The sequence below is a fragment of the Sinosporangium album genome, from assembly GCF_900100605.1.
GTDB lineage: Bacteria > Actinomycetota > Actinomycetes > Streptosporangiales > Streptosporangiaceae > Sinosporangium > Sinosporangium album.
On sequence record NZ_FNCN01000026.1, the window covers coordinates 41,152 to 58,885 of the forward strand.

Below are 17,734 nucleotides of genomic sequence, written 5' to 3' on the forward strand. Positions count from 1 at the left end.
GTCCCGAGAATCCACCTGAAAGGTTCACCCTGTGAACAAGGAAGACATCACCACGTTCGTGACTGGCATGGCCGGGGTCCACACGGTCAAGGCGAGCGAAGGCGACGGATCGCCCGAGGCGGCGTGGGGAGATACCTTCTTCTTTTATGACCCCAAAAGGGACTTGGAGCAGAATCCTCGCCTGCCCTTCGCGACCATCGTCACCAAGGACTATCCGGGACACGACACGGCCTCAGACCTGAACCGGCCCGGCGTGTTCCGGTTGAACATCTCCGTCGGGCGCGCCGGATTCCAGGACGTCGTCGGTTACCCGCCCGCGGCGCACGCGGACCACCACGCCGAACACGACTACCGCGCCCAGGACACGCTGATGCCGCATCCGCTCTATGCGGTCCAGGGCTGGGTCTGCGTCCTGAACCCCGGCGAGGCGACCGCCGCACGGGCACGATCCCTGATCGTCGACGCCCACGCCCGGGCCGTACGGCAACACCGGCCCGCGTCCCGCAAGGCGTGACCGGCCCGGCAGGGGCGTGGTGACCTCTGCCGGCCCGCGTACACGGGGTCCGGAACGACCTGGTCTTGATCGAGGCCCCCGCCGTCACCGGGCCAGGCTGGTCGGCCACCAGAGTGGGCGGGTTCCGCCGCGGGTTGAGACTTTCCGCATGCCGCCCTATGGCAGGAGGTAGTGCAGGAGACGAAAGTCTCCGGCACCGGTTCAACGACAGCCTTGATGTCATGAATGTTTGCGAGAACGAGCAGCTCAACGCGGAGCCTGCCATCCCGACCTATGGCTCTTATGGCCCGCGGCTGCGATACCGACCCGTCGAATCGCCACATGGCTCTGGCGCCGTGGCGGGAGAACCCGGCCGCGCACGGCGCGCCGTGCGCGGCGAGCAGACGGGGGTGACGGCGTGAACGCCCCCGCTGCTTCCGTCTCACCCTCGTGGCGGGAACTGCTGGGCCCGGAGCACGCCGGCGCGGCGATCGTGCTCGCCATAGGCGTGCTGGTCGGCGCGGTCAACATCTACCTGGCCGCGAGCCTGCTGCCGACCGCGGTGGCCGACATCGGCGGCGCCGGCTTCTACGCGTGGAATATGACGATCTATCTCGTCGCGATGGTGATCGCGACGATGCTGGTCAGCCGTCTTCTGGGCCGCGCGGGCAACGTCGGCGCCTACCTGCTTGGCTTCGGCGTGTTCCTGGTGGGTTCGCTGGCCTGCGCCGTGAGCCCGGTGATGCCGGTGCTGCTGGCCGGCCGCGGTGTCCAGGGGCTGGGTGCGGGGTTGCTGTCCGGGCTGGGGTTCGCCGCCGTCCGAGCGGCTCTGCCGCAGCGGCTGTGGACGCGCGGCAACGCGCTGATGTCGGCGATGTACGGCGTCGGCAACTTCGTCGGTCCGGCGCTCGGCGGGCTGTTCGCCCAGTTCGGCGGGTGGCGGCTGGCGTTCGTGCTGATGGCGGTGATCGCGGCGGTGTGCGGCCTGCTCGTGCCGCGGGTGCTGCCCGGGGGCGAACGCGGGGGCCCGCAGGCGCCGGTGCCGGTCGTGTCGTTGCTGTTGGTCACGGCCGCCTCAGCCGCGGTCAGCGTGGCGGGGGTGCTGTCCGGCACCGCGGCGATGGCGGCCGGCATCGCGGTGGCGCTGCTGCTGGTGGCCGCGTTCGTGGCTCATGAGCGGCGCAGTGAGCTGCGGGTCTTCCCGCGCGCCACCTACCGGCCGGGTTCGCCGCTGAAGTGGCTGTACCTGACGCTGGCACTGCTGTCCTTCGGCGTCGCGGTGGAGTCGTTCCTGCCGCTGTTCGGGCAGCGGCTGGGCGGGCTGGCCCCGGTCGCGGCCGGGCTCTTCGGCGCGGCCATCTCGGTGGGGTGGTCGGCCACCCAGCTCGTCAGCGCGTCGGCGGTCAAAGAACGGACCATCGGCCTGCTGCGTATCGCCGGCCCGTTGCTGCTGGCGTTCGGCCTCCTCGTGCAGGGGTTGATGCAGCGGCAGGACGCGCCGGTCTGGCTGGTCCTCTGCTGGGTGCCGGTGATGTTCATCGCCGGCGCCGGCATCGGGCTGGCCTATCCGCACCTGTCGGTGGCGGTGATGTCCAGCACCCAGGATCCCGAGGAAGGAGGGCGGGCGGCCGCGGCGATCGCCACGGTGACGAGCCTGTCGATCGCGTTCGGTACGGCGGTCGCCGGCGCCCTGGTCAACCTGGGCGGAGAGTCGATGCTCGACTCGGCCCGGTACATGCTGTTCGGGTTTGCCATCGTCTGCGCGATCGGCGCCCTCACCGCTCGCGCGGCAAATCGCACGAGCCACTCAACACCGGCAGACCATCCCAGTTGATGACCGATACATCCCACCATCTGCCCAGCAAGTCGCCCATGACCGTATCTGGTTTGCAGGAGATGTCATGACCGATGCTTCGTCAGAGACGCCGATGTTCCCGATCGCCCGTGCTGCGGGTTGTCCTTTCGATCCGCCACCGGAGCTGAGCCGCAACCGCGAGCAGGCGCCGGTTTCACGAGTGCGGCTCTGGGACGGCAGCACCGCGTGGATGGTCACCCGCTATGCCGACGTGCGCGCGCTGCTCGCGGACCCGCGCGTCAGCGTCGACGTCGCCCAGCCCGGCTTCCCGCACACCAACGCGGTGAGCAAGGCGCGCGACACGCAGATGAAGACGCTGATGCAGATGGACGCGCCGGAGCACATCACCAACCGGCGACGGCTGACCGCGGAGTTCATGGTCAAGAGAGTGGAGGCGCTGCGGCCCACGATCCAGCAGATCGTCGATGACCTCATCGATGACCTGCTCGCCGGTCCGAACCCGGTCGACCTGGTGGAGGCGTTCGCGCTCCCGGTTCCCTCAATGGTGATCTGCGAACTGCTGGGCGTGCCCTACACCGACCGCGCCTACTTCCAGCGCGTGGCCGGCGAACTCCTCATGGACCAGGGCGATCCCGCCAAGGCCATGGCCGCCAGCGAGGAACTGCACGTCTACCTGGAGAACCTGGTGGAGGAGAGGAACGCCGAGCCGGGCGACAACGTCTTCAGCAGGCTGGCCGTCGAGCAGTACCGCACCGGCGCGATGACGCGGCGCGAGATCGCCACGCTGGGTCAGCTTCTGCTGGTGGCCGGGCACGACACCACCGCGAACACGATCGCGCTGGGCACGGCCCTGCTGCTGGCACACCCGGAGCAGTTGGCCGCGATCCGCGACAGCGGCGACCCCGCCCTGGTGGCACGCGCGGTGGAGGAACTGCTGCGCTACCTGACCGTCACCCACACCGAGTCCCGCCGCGTCGCCCGCGAGGATCTTGTGGTCGGCGGGCAGCTGATTCGCCAAGGCGAGGGCATCATCGCGGTGAAGAGCACCGCCAACCGCGACCCCGCCGCCTTTTCCGACCCCGACACGCTCGACATCCACCGCGGCGCCCGCCACCATGTCGCCTTCGGCTACGGCGCCCACCAATGCCTGGGCCAGCCCCTGGCCCGCGTGGAGCTCCAGGTCGTCTTCGACACACTGTTCCGGCGCATCCCCACGCTGGCGCCGGCCGTACCGCTCGAGGAACTGACGTTCAAACCCAACGCGGTTTTCTACGGCGTCCGCGACCTGCCCGTCACCTGGTAGAACACGAGAGGAGAACGCGTATGGAGGTCATCGTCGACCAGGACGCCTGCGCCGGCTCCGGGCAGTGCGTGCTCAGCGCCCCCGAGGTGTTCGACCAGCGCGACACCGACGGCATCGTCGTGCTGCTCAACGACAACCCGGACCCCCGGCTGCACGACGACGTCCATGAGGCCGCGCGCATCTGCCCGGGCCGGGCGATCACGCTCATCGGCCCATAAGCCGACCGGCCCGCGTTGTTGTCGTAGGGGCCTCCGCGGCGGGACCGACCGCCGCGGAGGCCCTGCGCCACAATAGGGCCGCGAAGATCCCCACACTGATCATCGAACCCAGTCCGATCAGCACCGCGTCGGTCGGCCCGAGTCGCCGCCGCAGCGCGTCGGGGACGCCGGGGCCGGGTGGCGACGCCCGCATTCGATCACCCCTCGCGGTATGTTTGCATGCCTCACATAGTCCGATACTCGGGGACGTTCCCCGCAGCGGAGCGGCTTCGACCCGCATGCGTGAGACCTTGATCGAGGAAGAGGACATCGTGATCGACACCGGCCTCAGCGGGCAGAACGTCCTGGTGACCGGAGGCGCCGGGAACATCGGCGCCGCCATCGCCCACGCGTTCGCCGCCGAAGGGGCCCGGGTGGCCGTCCACTACCTGGCGCGCGACGGACAGGCTCCAGAGGGCGCCGCGTGGGCGCACGTGACGCCCGAACCGCACGCTGCCGAGGCGCTGGCCGAGGAACTCGGCAACGGGTCCGTGGCGATCAGCGCCGACCTGGCCGAGCCGGACGCCCCCCGCCGCCTGGTGGAGGCCGCCGTCGAGCGCCTCGGATCGGTCAACGTCCTGGTCAACAACGCCGCGCACTGCGAAACGCCCGACACGGTCGACACGCTGACGCCGGGCTCCCTGGAGCGGCACTACCGCGTGAACGCGATCGCCCCCGCGCTGCTGGTGGCCGAGGTGGCGCGCCGCCGCGTGGGCGGCGCGCCGCTGTGCGTGGTCAACGTCTCCACCGACGCCGCCCGGGCGTTCCCCGGCCAGATCGGGTACGGCACATCCAAGGCGGCCCTGGAAGGCCTGACCCGGGCCACCGCCCTGGACCTGGCGCCGCGCGGTATCCGGGTGAACGCCGTGGCCCCGGGGCCGGTGCAGACGGGCTGGATCGGCGAGGACCTGCTGGCCGAGGTGACGGCCATCGTGCCGCTGGGCCGGGTCGGCGAACCGGCCGACATCGCCGACGCCGCGGTGTTCCTCGCCTCGCACCAGGCCCGCTGGATCACCGGCCAGGTGCTCCAGGTATCGGGCGGACACGCGATCTGAGTCCGTGACGAGGACCGGCGCAGCGTTCTGCTGAAGTATGCCGCCGTGGTGTCGAACGGAAAGGGTCTTGATCAGCGCTGCGCGGCGGCATAACGTGGCTGAATGACCGGATTTCACATCTAGTCATGAGGCTGGTCATGGGGCGACGAATGCTGCGAATGCTGGAGCGGGCGGACCGGAGACTCGGCGCGGCGGGCGAGCTGATGCTCCGCCTCGGACATCGCAAGGCCGACGCCGAGGACATCGCCTCCCGGTCCCCCCGGGGCGGCGGACGTATCGACGGGCTTCCACCTTCTCGACGGTCCTGAGAGCGGAGGCCCGGAGCTGGACGAGGATGCCAGGGCCGACCCGCTCGCATTCGCCGTACGGCATGCATGCGAGCCCACCGAGGAGTCTTCCGCCGCGGTTCTCGCTGCAGCGGACACACAGGCACATCTCGATTTTCAAGGAACTGATCCCGCCCTATCGAAAGTGGATCTACGACAAGGAGAGGCGATGCCCGACATCGTCGAGCGGTACAGCATCCCCACGCAGCACTTCTGGCTGCACGGGCCGCGATCGGGCCCGCCGGTCGAGTTCGACGCCGGCACCGGGTTGTGGAATGTCTACGGCTATCCGGAGCTGCAGGAGATCTTCAGCGATCCTGCCGCGTTCTCCTCCGACACCATGCGTGTCATCCCCAAGGATCTGATGCCGGGGAGGGAGGAGTTCTCGATGGAGGGCTTCATCACCCAGATCGATCCACCCGATCACGGAAAATTGCGCAAACTTGTCAGCAGCGCCTTCACCCGGAAGGTCGTCGCCGACCTTGAGCCGAGAATCGCGGCCCTCACCCATGAACTGCTCGACGCCGCGGAAGAACGCGGACGGCTGGAGCTGGTGACCGACCTGGCCTACCCCCTTCCGGTCATCGTCATCGCCGAGCTCCTGGGGGTGCCGAGCAGCGATCGCGCCCTGTTCAAGCGGTGGGCCGATGCGCTGTTCGAACGCGACGCCAAGATCTCACTCACCAAGTCCGCCGAAGAGCAGGGCGTCGACATGCGGGCGACGCTGAAGCCGTGGAAGGAGATGACGGCCTACCTCGCCGCCCACGCCGACGAGCGCAGAAGCAAGCCACGCGCCGATCTGCTCACCAGGCTGACCGAGGCCGAGGTGGACGGTGAACGCCTTCCCGGCGAACAGGTGGTCAACTTCGCGATCCTGCTCCTGCTCGCCGGGCACATCACCACAACGATGCTGCTCGGCAACACGGTCCTGTGTCTGGACGCCTTCCCCGAACAGCAGGACAGGGTCCGGGCCGATCGCACGTTGATCCCGGCCGTGATCGAGGAGTCCTTGCGCTACCTCACCCCGTTCGCCGCCATCGGCCGGTCCACCGCCCGCGACGTCGAACTCGGCGGCGTGACGATACCGGCCGATCAGCTCGTCATGGGCTGGCTGGGGACGGCCAACAGGGACCCCCGGCAGTTCACCGCGCCCGAGGTCTTCGACCCCGGCCGCGACCCCAACCCGCATCTCGGTTTCGGCCGCGGCATCCACTTCTGTCTGGGCGCCCCCTTGGCCCGGCTGGAGGGGCGGGTCGCGCTGAACATCCTGCTCGACCGGTTCGGCCGTCTGCGCACCGATCCGGATGACCCCGTGCTCTTCCTGCCTGCTCCGACCATGACGGGCGTGCGCCGCCTCGCGCTGGTCTAGTCACCCGGCCGATCGCTGATCAATACCTGTGCCTCGCAGGGCGGAACGTCCCGGTGAGCGGAGGCGCCGGAAACATCTCGGCGCCTCCCTGGGCGACTACCTGGGCGCCGCCCTGGAGGTGGAGCTGTGGGCACGGGCCGCGCTCTCACCGGGGAATTGTCGGTGGGGGAGTGTACGGTCGCGGGCATGTCGACGACGGGGAAGACCAGCGGGCCGGGGGATGCCTACGCGTCGCCCGGCTCTCCATCGCCACCGGGGCCTCTAGGGCGTGTGGTCGGCGGTGGTGTAGTGGTGGAGGTGGCTGGCGCCTTCGAGCATGGCGGTCGCCCGCTGCGTCAGCTCGGCCTGGCGCTGGGCGATGGCCGCGCGCAGCGCGTCGCTGCTGCCGGTGCGCCGGAGGCCGTCGAGGATGACCTGGATCTGCGGAAAGGCGTAGCGCCCCTGGCGGAGCATGCTGATCATCCGTGCGTCCCGGATGTCGGTGGCGTTGTAGCTGCGGTAGCGGGTGGCCGGGTCGCGGGCGGGGGAGAGCAGCCCCACCGCCTCCCACACCCGCAGGGCGGAGGTGCGCACACCCAGGTGGGCGGCGGCGTCGCCGATGCGCATGTCGTACCTCGGGAGGGCCGAGGCGTCGGGGTTCTGCTCGGCGACCGCCTCCAGCGCCGTGCCCGCCGCCCGAAGGGACAGCCGCTGCTCGTGGAGCGCGGCGTGGGCGGTGTCGACGAGTGTGAGCGCTTCGGCGAGGTCGCCGGCGTGCACCGCCTGCATGATCGCCTTGGCGGGGTCCCAGCCGTAGCCCTTGGCGAGGGTGCGGTAGGTCAGCAGCGCCTGGCGGTGCCTGGCGTGGAAGACGCGATAGCCGGCGGCGGTGCGCGCGGTCGGGGGGAGCACGCTCTCGTCGACGTAGTTGCGGATCTGCTGGGTGGAGACGCCCACCAGGCGGGCGAGGTCGACGGGACGCAGGGTCGTCCGTTCCCGGCTCACGATGCCGCCCTTCATGCACAGGGGTTACGTAATGGTTGAGGGTTGGGAGGGCTTGATCCCAGCCGATGGGGTCCAGATTAATGGAAAGTCGTAACTAGCAACTTCAATGAGAAACTTGAAGGCATGGATGTCGTCCCGAACGACAGCAGACCACAACCACCCCATTTTCACGGGGACAGCCATGTCCTCATGACGGCCGAGCCCGTCGCCCGCGATGAGCGGCGACACGCGCACCGCACCACGATGTAGAGGTTTGGCCGGGTTCTTTACCTGCGCTTATTGTGTGGCGGACGGCGCGGCGCGAGTCCGGCTCATGTGCGGCGGCTCGTCGGCGGTAGCCGTACCCCGGCCGCTGTAGGCGCGTTCCCCTTCCGATCAACAGTCAATCGAAGTGAGAAGGTTTCTCCGTGGTCTTCAGCGACCCAGCCGACAGTGCCCGAATTCACGACGACGTTCGCAGAGCCGACCACTCCGCCGCGGACAGTCACGATCAGATCCAGGTCCGGGGGGCCAGGGAGAACAACCTGACGGGCGTCTCCCTCGACATTCCCAAACGCCGTCTCACCGTCTTCACGGGGGTCTCCGGCTCGGGCAAGTCGTCGCTGGTCTTCGACACGATCGCGGCGGAGTCGCGGCGGCTGATCAATGAGACGTATACCGCGTTCATCCAGGGTTTCATGCCGAGCCAGAGCCGCCCGGACGTCGACTCGCTGCGCAACCTGAGCCCGGCGATCATCGTCGACCAGGAGCGGATGGGGGTCAACGCCCGTTCCACGGTGGGCACGGTGACCGACACCTACACGATGCTGCGGATCATGTTCAGCCGCATCAGCACGCCGTACGTCGGGCCCGCCACCGCCTTCAGCTTCAACAGGGCCGAAGGCATGTGCCCGGAGTGCGAGGGGCTGGGCAAGGTCTCCGACATCGACGTCAACGAGTTGGTGAACGCCGAGCTGTCGCTGAACGAGGGCGCCATCACCGTCCCCGGGTTCGCCGTGGGCACGTGGTATTGGCAGATCATGGCCGCCTCGGGTTTCTTCGACCCCGATGTGAAGCTCAAGGACTACACCCCCGAGCAGTGGGAGGACTTCCTCCACAAGCCCACCACCAAGGTCAAGGTGGGGTCGAACAACTTCACCTACGAGGGCCTCATCGTCAAGGTGCGGCGGCAATACCTCGCCAAAGACCGCGAGTCGATGCAGCCGGGCATGCGGGCGTTCGCCGACCGGGCCGTCAAGCTCACCGCCTGCTCCGCCTGCGGCGGCTCCCGGCTCAACGAGGCCGCGCGGTCGGCCACGGTCGAGGGGCGCACGATCGTGGAATGCTCGTCCATGCAGATCAGCGACCTCGCGGAGTTCGTCGGCGGCATCCGGAATCCCGCCGTCGGCCCGATGCTCGACTCCCTCCGCGAAACGCTCGACTCGCTCGTCGAGATCGGACTCGGCTATCTCAGCCTCGACCGCGAGTCCTCCACGCTGTCGGGCGGGGAGTCCCAGCGCGTGAGGATGGTCCGGCACCTCAGCTCGCCGCTCACCGACATCACCTACGTCTTCGACGAGCCGACCGTCGGGCTGCACCCGCACGACATCCAGCGGATGAACGGTCTGCTGCTGCAGCTGCGTGACAAGGGCAACACGGTGCTCGTCGTCGAGCACAAGCCGGAGACCATCGAGATCGCCGACCATGTCGTCGACCTCGGCCCGGGGGCCGGCACGGGCGGCGGGCGGATCTGCTACGCCGGCGACCTCGGCGGGCTGCGCAAGTCCGACACCCTGACCGGCCGCTACCTGGACCACCGGGTGACGCTGCGCGACGCCGTCCGCCGCCCCACCGGCCAGCTCACGATCAAGGACGCGTCGCTGCACAACCTGCGCGACGTCAACGTCGACATTCCCCTCGGTGTCCTCACGGTCGTCACCGGCGTCGCCGGATCCGGCAAAAGCTCCCTCATCCACGGCTACATCGCGGAGGAGGACGGCGTGGTCGTCGCCGACCAGTCGGCGATCCGCGGGTCCCGCCGCAGCAACCCCGCGACCTACACCGGCCTGCTCGACCCGATCCGTACGGCTTTCGCCAAGGCCAACGGCGTCAAGCCCGGCCTGTTCAGCGCCAACTCCGAAGGCGCCTGCCCCAACTGCAAGGGCGTCGGCCTGATCTACACCGATCTCGCCATGATGGCGGGGGTGGCGTCGGTGTGCGAGGAGTGCGAGGGCAAGCGCTTCAAGCCGGAGGTGCTGACCTACCGGCTGCACGGCAAACACATCGGCGAGGTCCTCGACATGACCGTGGCCGAGGCCGGCGACTTCTTCAAGACCGGCCAGCCGAGGGCCATCCTCGAACGCCTCGTCGCCGTCGGCCTCGGCTACATCGGGCTCGGCCAGCCGCTCACCACCCTGTCCGGCGGCGAACGGCAGCGGCTCAAACTCGCCATCAACATGGCCAAGAACGGCACCGTCTACGTGCTCGACGAACCCACCACCGGCCTCCACCTGGCCGACGTCGACCACCTGCTCACCCTGCTCGACCGGCTGGTCGACGACGGCAACAGCGTCATCGTCATCGAGCACCACCAGGCCGTCATGGCCCACGCCGACTGGATCATCGACCTCGGTCCCGGCGCCGGCCACGACGGCGGCCAGGTCGTGTTCACTGGCACCCCGGCCGAGCTCGTCGCCGACGGCACCACCCTCACCGGCCGCCACCTGCGCGACTACGTCGGCAGGCCGTGATCCGCGGGGGTGCCTCCGGCGGCCTCCCGCCCCCGGAGGCACCCCCGCGGGCCTCACCGTTCCCTTCGGGGGAAGAGGCGCTGGCCGCCGTCGCCGAAAACGCTGCCGAGCTCAGCCGTATGCGGACAGGCCGTGCCGTACGCCCACCGCTTCGATGAGCACCCCGCCACTCATTGCGTGGCTGCTTCCGTGGCTGCTCCGTGGCCGTGCCGTTTCCTGTGGCGGACGTGACTCGCCCTCAGAGTTCGCGGGCGTGGAGGTACGCGTCCAGGTCGGCGGCGCCCTTGAGCATGGCGCGGCCCCGGGCGGACAGGCGGGCCTGCCAGTCGCGCAGGGTCGACTCCAGCGGGGCGACGCCTCCGGCGGAGCGGACCTGAGCGATCAGCGGGGCGATCTGCTCCAGCGGGTAGCCGCCGCGCCTGAGTTGGCGGGCCAGCCGGGCGTCACGCACATCGGCCGCGCTGTAGATCCGGTAGCCCGTCTGCGGATCGCGGCGCGGCCGGACCAGCCCGGCCTTCTCCCACTTGCGCAGGGTGGCAGGGCGGAGGCCGAGCCTCCTGGCCAGGGGGCCGATGAACGTGCCGCCACGCTCCTGCGGCACGGGCGTCAGATCGCGGAGCGCGGCTTCGACGGCCTGGAGGGTGCGGCGGTCGTCGAGGAGTTGGCCGTGGCTTTCGTCGATGAGCCGCAGCGCGTCCTCGGTGGCCCCCTGGTTGACCGCCTGCATGATCGACGTGGCCGTCTGGTGACCGTGCCCGGCCAGCAGGGCGAGGAACGCGCGCAGGGCTCGCGCGTGCAGCGGCGTGTAGGTGCGGTAGCCGTGGACGGTGCGCTCGGCGGCCGGCAGGATGCCGGCGTCCTCATAGTTCCTGATCGCCTGGGTGGACAGGCCGTGCTCGCGTGCCAGGTCCACCGGCCTCATGGATGCATCACCGATTGAAGGTCCGTCGCGGTGAGAAGGGGTGATTCCAGGGAAAAGTTTACACCGGGGGTTCAACGATACCGTTGAAGGCATGGACATCAAGGCCACGGCCCGGCCGTTCGATGGCGCGGGCGTCTCAGCGTTCCTCCGGTCGCTTCCCGCCAGGCCCCTGCTGCTCGGCCTGGGCGAGCCCAGGCACTTCGTGGGGGAATTGGGTGAACTGCGCAACGAGATGTTCCAGCACCTCGTCGAGCACGAGGGCTACCGGTCGTTCACCATCGAGAGCGACTGCCTCAAAGGCCTCCTGGTGGACGACTACATCATGACCGGCACAGGCACGCTCGACGACGTCATGGAACGTGGCTTCAGCCATGACTTCGGCACCATTCCGGCCAACCGCGAACTCGTGCGCTGGATGCGCGCCTACAACGAGGAGCATGATGAAAAGCTGAGGTTCTTCGGCTTCGACGCCCCTTTGGAGTATTGGGCCGACAGCCCGCGCCAGGCGCTCACCTCTCTCTACGCCCTCCTCGACGGCCCGCTCTCCCGCACCGCAGTAGCCAGGGAAACCCTCGACGCGCTGCTCGGCCAGGACGACCGCTGGACGAACGAGGCCACGGTCATGGACCCGTCCCAGTCGATCGGCCGATCCGCCGACGCCCAGCGGCTGCGACTGATCGCCGACGACCTGGTGGCGCTGCTCGATACACAGGCGCCGCAGCTGAGCGCGGAGGACAGGGAGCGGGCGGCCCTGTACGGGCGCACCGCCACCGGGCTGCTCCGCTACCACCACTGGATGGCCGACGCGTCCCCGGAACGGTGGACGCGCCTGTCGGCCCTGAGGGACGCGATGATGGCGGCCAACCTGCGTGCCGCCGCCGAGCACGGCCCGGCCCTGGTCTTCGCCCACAACCTCCATCTGCAGCGGAACAAGACCCTCATGCCGTTCGGCGACCAGGTGCTGGAGTGGTGGAGCGCGGGAGCGATCATCGAAGCGCACCTGAGCGACCGGTACGCTTTCCTGGCCTCGGCCTTCGGCACGGTCGGCGACGACACTCCGCCCCCGGACACTGTCGAGGGCGCCCTGTCCGCGCTCCCGTGGGACCACTCGCTCATCGACGCCCGCCGCCTTGCCGAAGCCATCATGAAGCCCGCCCCGCGCACCTCCCGTGATTTCGCCTATATTCCGCTGGACCCGGCCCAGCTCGACATGATCGACGGCGTCATCTTCCTCAAACAGGCGGTCAGGCTGGGTCGGCCGGGCTGACACGCATGCGCATCAAGCACGCCCTCCACACCCCGTCCCTCACCGCTCCTTTCGGGGGAAGCCGCACTGCTCCTGCCCGCCGAAGATCCTGCCTATAAGGATGCGGAGTCTGGTCTGCCTCTTGCCGCACCTCTGGTCGACGGCGGTGGCCACGCCCGGCAGCCGGCTCGCCGCCACCGCCACCGCCCGCGCGTCCGCTTCCGGTTTGACGCGGACCTGGAAGGACTCGGGCATGTCGCTGGGCCGTGCCGCGTCACGGAGCATGGAATTGTCCTTGTACATCTCCTGGAACCTCTTCCAGGCCTGCTGCTGATCCTCGTAGGCGACCTTCTCCACCTCAGGTCGGCTCTCAAGCGTGCGCAGGACGTCTGCGCGCTCGGCCTCCGTGACACCGCGCCCGTCGCACCAAGGGTCGCTCTCCTTGCAGAGGAACACAGAGACGTCATATCCCTCTGATGACGCCGCGCTGCTGAAGGACATCGCCATGATGTCGTTCTCCTGCGAGCCCGGGGAGAGCGCGGTGAGGGAGTTCACCCCCCACGCGGTCGCCGCGGCGGCCGAGGCCACGGCGACGACCTTGACCATCGTCCTCCTCCCGCGCCGGGCCGGCGGTGCGGGAAAGGGGCGGCCGTTGTCGCGTACGGCTCCCGCACGCGCCGACATCGCATCGCGAAGCCTGTCTTCCACGCCACTCATATCGTTTCCCCCAATTCACGCGAAAGCCGGCCCAGCGCACGGGCTGCCGTGGATCTGACAGTGCTCTGCCCGACACGCATGATCTCCGCGATCTCGGCATCCGGCAGGTCAAGGTAGTACCGCAGCACCAGCGTCTCCCGCTGCCGTCGCGGCAGTCGGCCGAGCGCAGCCAGCACCTCCCGCCGCGCCTCGCCGACCAGTGCCGTGCTCTCGGCCGAGTCCACCCAGTCGGCGGCCCACGCCGTACGGCGCAGCATCATCGCCCGCCGCCGCAACACCGACCGGGCCGCGTTCAGCACAGCCGTCCGGACATAGGCCAGCGTCGTGACCTGGGGCCGCCACACCTTGTGCAGCCGGATGAACACGTCCTGCACGATGTCCTCGGCGGTCTCACCGTCGCCCACCAGCAGCACCGCCAGCCGCACCAGGTTGAGCCGCTGTTCGCGATAAAAATCGACCAGCTCGGTATCGGAGTAGGCGGTTGGCGGAGCGGGCGCCGAGGGCGCCCGCTCCGCCAACCGCAGAATCTCACCGTCCATGCTTCATGAACGCACGTGCCCGCCGGTCCGCTGCTTCCCAGCCGCCGGGGAAACCGCGCTCTTGTCGGCCTCTATGCAGGTTTGCGCGAGTACCGCTGGAGGAACCTGGTCGCCGCCGCGCGGGCGGAACCGTGCCTTAGGGGTGGAAGGTGTCGAAGTAGTTCGCCGGCAGCTTGTTGAGGAAGGCCCGGGTGACGCCGGTCCAGCCGATGCGCACGAGGTCGTCCTTGCCGTCGCCGTCGAGGTCGGCGAACTGGATGTCCTTGGGGGGAAGGCCGCTGTCGTCGGCGATCCTGCCGATGTCGCGGTAGGTTCCGCCCGCTCCCGTGGCCCCTTCGTTGATCCAGGCCCGGGCGCCGCCCTTGGCGGTGATGAGGATCCGGTCGGCGCGTCTGTCGCCGTTGATGTCGGCGTACCGGATCTCCCGAGGCAGGACCAGCGGGCCGCTGATCCTCTTGGGCAGGTCCCATTTCCAGTAGCGCATGGTGGGGCCCTGGAACTGGAGGCCCTGGTTGTACCAGGCGGTCGTCGTGCCGTCCGGCTGGATCAGCAGGTAGTCGGTCCGCCCTCCTCCGGTGACGTCGGCGAACCGGATCTTCGTGCTCGGGTTGATGACCAGGCGGTCTCCCTCGTCACCCCTGGATCTGACGTCGGCGGGGGGGACTCCCACCTCCTGCTTGCACATGCGTGAACCGGACGGGTTGTCGGCGTTCCAGGTAAAGAGATTCACCCGGCCGTCCAGATGGACGACCATGCAGTCGGGGAAGCCGTCACCGTCCATGTCGCCGAAGCGCAGCATGTTGCCGACCGCCCCGGGCGCAGGCGTATACGAGTTCTGCCCCTCGACGAAGGGGACCCAGTTCGCCCCCGAAGGGCCGCCGTTCCACCAGAACCGGAACTTCTGGTCCTTGTCGACCGCCACGAACTCGGCCTTGCGGTCCTTATTGATGTCGACCATCCAGAAGCGGGACGAGGAGGGGAACTGCTGGGACTGGATGACGCCGCGGTCCTGCCAGTTCGGGCCCAGGTTGAACGGCGTCGGCACGGGTAGGCCCGGGCCCTCGTCCTTGATGCCGCAGGGATGGGAACCCGCGTTCGGTGCCTGCGGGTTCGCCGTCCGGATCCACGACTTGCCGTTGGCCTGCTCGGCCGCCCTCACGAACGCGTTGCCGATCTTCTCGTAGCCCTGGTCATTGGGGTGGATGGGGTCGGGGCCGAGATCGGACAGTCCCATTCCGGTCGTGTCCGCATACTCCACGCGCAGACCACGCGCCACGAGCCGGTTCACCATCGCGGGAATCTGGGCGGTGAACGCCTTTCCCCGCGCGTCCTCGTCGGGATTGCGCAGGGGCTGAATCCCGGCCACCAGAACGGTGACTCCCGGGGCGTCGGCGCTGACCTGCTCGATCAGCGCTTCCAGGCGGCCGATCGCGCCGTCCATCTGGTAGTTCTGGATGACGTCGTTGCCGCCGGCGAGAAGGGTGATGAGGTTGGGCTGGTAGGTCGTGACGGCGCATTTCGCCTTGCCGGCGATCTCGTTGATCCGGAACCCTCGCCAGCCTTCGGTCTCCCGGTCCGCCATTCGCCCTACCAGCAGCGAACCGACCCAGTCCACCCGGGGACTGGTGTCGTCGGCGCCCATGACCGCGGCCGGTGGGCCGCCCGACCCGCCGGCCTGTTCGGCGTTGCGGTTGGCGAGGTCACTGAACCCCTTGTCGGCGACGGCCCGGTAGCCGTTGCCGTGGGAGCTGCCTTCGCCGTAGGTGGTGGACGACCCCAGAGCCATCGCGCGGATCGTCTGCGCGACCGTGTCGGATCCCGTGGAGAGCCAGTTGTGGAGCCACGCTCCGATCACGCCGTCGGTGAAGGCCTCGGCCATCTTCTGGTATCCGGCCTGGTTGGGATGCAGCCCGTCGGACAGGTCGGCGGTGGTCACATGGCGCATCCAGACCAGTTCGACATGCTTACCTTCCTCCTGCATCTGATTCACCAGCGCCGGAAGCTGCTCGTTGAACGCGTTGATCCTGGCCTGGACGGCGGGGTCGGCGGCGGGGATGAGGGTGGCCACCAGCACCGTGACGCCGGGGACGTCCTCAAGGATCTGGTCGATCAGACGCCGGAGCCGGGCGGGCGCGCCGGCCACGTCGGTGTTGTTCTTCATGTCGGTGGTGCCGGCCATCAGCGTCACCACGTTCGGATTCAGCGGCGGCAGGGAGGCGCGCAGCTTGTCGGCGATCTGATCGATCTCGTGGTCCGGGTATCCTTCGTGGTCCGGATCGGTCATCGTGCCTGACCTCTGCGTTCCGGCGAAGTCCACCGATGTGAAGAGCCGCATCAGCCGGTCGGGCGGGTCACCCGGTCGAGGGCGCAGGGAGCGTGGCTCCCGGACCTGATAGTCGCCGATAGCGTGCAAGAAGCCGTGCCGGAAGCCGTTGCCGTGGTCGACGCCGATGCCGCCCCAGGTCGGCCCGTCACCCACCGGCGTCACGCTCACGTGCTGCGACGGTGACGGCTGCGGCGGGGGGCGGCTCGTACGTGTCCACGGCCCGATCCCGACCCCCAGGTGGTCGCCAGGGCCGGGCAGAGCCTCAACCCTTCCAGGCGCGCGCGGGAGGTCGGAGACGAAGTAATCCAACTCTAGACCCTGCCAATGGGTGGCCTGGCCGCTGCGGTAGATGCGCGCCGTCGCCGGCATGTCGGCGGCGGCTCTCAGATTTTCGGGCTCCATGTTGAAGTCGGCGCCGATCACATAGTGCTCGCCGCCCCGGACGTTGCTGGCCCAGGCGGCGATGTCGCGCACCATCATCGCGGCGTCGCGGCCCGCGCCATTGCCTTGCTGGTCTCCCGGGTAGGCGTGGAAGGTGAAATACCAGGTGTCACCGAACAGCAGACCCAGCGCAGGGCGTCCGCCGCCCGGGTGCGGGTTGCGCAGGACCGCTACCTCGTCCGGCTCCCACCGGGTGACGATCGCGCTATTGACCCGGCCACCGATGTGGGTGCCCCCGGCGGTGTCGGTCTGAAGGAAGTAGACGTGATAGTCGATACGGTCGCCGAGGGGCTGCCACGTGCCGTGCTGGACATAGCCCGCCTGCCCCGGACGGGTGGCGTCCCACACGATGTTCGGCGCACGTGCGGCGCTTGGCGGCAGTCCGGGCCCCGCCTCCTGAAGCATCACCACATCGGCTCTGCTCGCGTACCAGGCGATCCTATTCGTCCACTTGGCCCCGATCGGGGCCCTGACGTTCGAGCCCTCCATGTTGTTGGTGATGACCGAAGTCTGATCCAGCCGCGCGGCGTGCGCGGCCGGGGCGTTCTGGCCCACCGCTGTCAACGTCCCGGCGAGGGCCGTCAGCGCCAGCGCCGCCACGCGCAGCCGCCGTAACGCCCGCCGGACCGGCCGCGGCCCGGCCGACGGCGGCGGGCTGGTCCCTCTGGCGCCCTTCCGGGCGTGTTTTCTCAGAAACCTCACTGGCCAGCATCCCTTCTCATATCGCACTCAACCGGCTAAAAACGATCTTGGCACTAATATGTCAACATCACGCTGGCATTGCCCGAATTTTCGGGATTGGAGTTTGGTTCGAGGCGGCGGTGATGCCACCAGAAGGTGAGCGCACCGCCGCACGCCTGCCCGCGTGACGACGGCGGGCCTATCCCCGTCAGGACGCGGTGATCACGTCAGCACCCCGTTGCACGTCCCCACTCAAGGATCAGGCGCCTGGTCGGTGAGCACGCCAATGCCAAAGTGAATCACCGTGGAGAGCCATCAACCAGGGCTCAAACAGGCCCTCTCAGGACCAGGTATCCCCTTGACATTGCTCGTCCCCGTCTAGTCGGTGAGCAGCCGCTGGGAGACCTTGAGCTGGATCCGATGCCCCGGCCACATCGGAGGGGGAGAGTACGGCACAGCGCATGGCAGCGGCCGGTGTTCATGCGCCCATACGGGCCTTCACCGTTGCGTTGGGCGGAAGATGCACTGTT

15 protein-coding genes are annotated in these 17,734 nt (G+C 68.9%); 9 read left to right on the forward strand and 6 right to left on the reverse strand.

Translation table 11 applies throughout. The features are described from left to right. The first annotated feature begins 31 nt into the window (after nt 1-31). The 4 genes from BLQ73_RS23090 (at nt 32) to BLQ73_RS23105 (ending at nt 3,830) form a co-directional block, all read left to right on the forward strand. The gene (locus tag BLQ73_RS23090) at nt 32-514 is read left to right on the forward strand and encodes a DUF6194 family protein (RefSeq protein ID WP_093173273.1); all 483 of its coding nucleotides are present in this window, start codon (nt 32-34) and stop codon (nt 512-514) included. A gap of 397 nt (nt 515-911) precedes the next feature. Then, entirely contained in the window at nt 912-2,327 is a 1,416-nt protein-coding gene (locus tag BLQ73_RS23095; RefSeq protein WP_093173275.1) for an MFS transporter, read from the forward strand. A 67-nt stretch (nt 2,328-2,394) separates the two neighbouring features. Continuing rightward, complete coding sequence (locus BLQ73_RS23100; RefSeq protein WP_093173277.1) at nt 2,395-3,612, forward strand: cytochrome P450; 1,218 nt, start codon at nt 2,395-2,397, stop codon at nt 3,610-3,612. Between the two features lie 20 nt (nt 3,613-3,632). Next, nucleotides 3,633-3,830, forward strand: coding sequence for a ferredoxin (locus BLQ73_RS23105; protein ID WP_093173279.1), 198 nt, complete (start codon nt 3,633-3,635; stop codon nt 3,828-3,830). Here the strand turns inward: BLQ73_RS23105 and BLQ73_RS23110 are convergent. Next, nucleotides 3,817-4,023 carry a hypothetical protein gene (locus BLQ73_RS23110; RefSeq protein ID WP_093173281.1) on the reverse strand — a complete coding sequence of 69 codons (207 nt, stop codon included), beginning with the start codon at nt 4,021-4,023 and terminating at the stop codon, nt 3,817-3,819. The two genes, BLQ73_RS23105 and BLQ73_RS23110, sit on opposite strands and share 14 nt — an antisense overlap. A gap of 118 nt (nt 4,024-4,141) precedes the next feature. Between BLQ73_RS23110 and BLQ73_RS23115 the strand changes: the two genes are divergently transcribed. The 3 genes from BLQ73_RS23115 to BLQ73_RS23120 all read left to right on the forward strand — a co-directional run bounded on the left by BLQ73_RS23115 (nt 4,142) and on the right by BLQ73_RS23120 (nt 6,619). Continuing rightward, nucleotides 4,142-4,924 carry an SDR family NAD(P)-dependent oxidoreductase gene (locus tag BLQ73_RS23115; RefSeq protein WP_093173330.1) on the forward strand — a complete coding sequence of 261 codons (783 nt, stop codon included), beginning with the start codon at nt 4,142-4,144 and terminating at the stop codon, nt 4,922-4,924. Between the two features lie 149 nt (nt 4,925-5,073). After that, nucleotides 5,074-5,232, forward strand: a complete 159-nt coding sequence (locus tag BLQ73_RS32675) for a hypothetical protein (protein WP_176955612.1) — start codon at nt 5,074-5,076, stop codon at nt 5,230-5,232. Between the two features lie 187 nt (nt 5,233-5,419). Further along, nucleotides 5,420-6,619, forward strand: coding sequence for a cytochrome P450 (locus tag BLQ73_RS23120; protein WP_093173283.1), 1,200 nt, complete (start codon nt 5,420-5,422; stop codon nt 6,617-6,619). A 261-nt stretch (nt 6,620-6,880) separates the two neighbouring features. Here the strand turns inward: BLQ73_RS23120 and BLQ73_RS23125 are convergent, their stop codons facing one another. Then, nucleotides 6,881-7,618: a MerR family transcriptional regulator gene (locus tag BLQ73_RS23125; RefSeq protein ID WP_093173285.1), complete on the reverse strand. Its 738-nt coding sequence runs from the start codon at nt 7,616-7,618 to the stop codon at nt 6,881-6,883. A 425-nt stretch (nt 7,619-8,043) separates the two neighbouring features. Between BLQ73_RS23125 and BLQ73_RS23135 the strand changes: the two genes are divergently transcribed. After that, nucleotides 8,044-10,332 (forward strand): ATP-binding cassette domain-containing protein, encoded by a 2,289-nt coding sequence (locus BLQ73_RS23135; protein ID WP_093173332.1) that lies wholly within the window; start codon nt 8,044-8,046, stop codon nt 10,330-10,332. Nucleotides 10,333-10,570: 238 nt separating this feature from the next. Here the strand turns inward: BLQ73_RS23135 and BLQ73_RS23140 are convergent, their stop codons facing one another. Next, nucleotides 10,571-11,254 (reverse strand): TioE family transcriptional regulator, encoded by a 684-nt coding sequence (locus BLQ73_RS23140; protein ID WP_093173287.1) that lies wholly within the window; start codon nt 11,252-11,254, stop codon nt 10,571-10,573. 91 nt (nt 11,255-11,345) lie between these two features. On the opposite strand from BLQ73_RS23140, the gene BLQ73_RS23145 reads away from it, so the two are divergent. Next, the gene (locus tag BLQ73_RS23145; protein WP_093173289.1) at nt 11,346-12,521 is read left to right on the forward strand and encodes an erythromycin esterase family protein; all 1,176 of its coding nucleotides are present in this window, start codon (nt 11,346-11,348) and stop codon (nt 12,519-12,521) included. A 39-nt stretch (nt 12,522-12,560) separates the two neighbouring features. On the opposite strand, the gene BLQ73_RS23150 is transcribed toward BLQ73_RS23145, so the two are convergent. The 3 genes from BLQ73_RS23150 to BLQ73_RS23160 all read right to left on the reverse strand — a co-directional run bounded on the left by BLQ73_RS23150 (nt 12,561) and on the right by BLQ73_RS23160 (nt 17,225). Next, entirely contained in the window at nt 12,561-13,217 is a 657-nt protein-coding gene (locus BLQ73_RS23150; protein ID WP_143020392.1) for a permease-like cell division protein FtsX, read from the reverse strand. Beyond that, on the reverse strand, nt 13,214-13,756 hold the full coding sequence (locus BLQ73_RS23155; protein WP_093173293.1) for a sigma-70 family RNA polymerase sigma factor: 543 nt from the start codon (nt 13,754-13,756) through the stop codon (nt 13,214-13,216). The genes BLQ73_RS23150 and BLQ73_RS23155 overlap by 4 nt, the downstream gene beginning before the upstream one ends. Before the next feature lie 136 nt (nt 13,757-13,892). Beyond that, nucleotides 13,893-17,225: a GDSL-type esterase/lipase family protein gene (locus tag BLQ73_RS23160; protein WP_093173295.1), complete on the reverse strand. Its 3,333-nt coding sequence runs from the start codon at nt 17,223-17,225 to the stop codon at nt 13,893-13,895. Nucleotides 17,226-17,734: the final 509 nt, after the last annotated feature.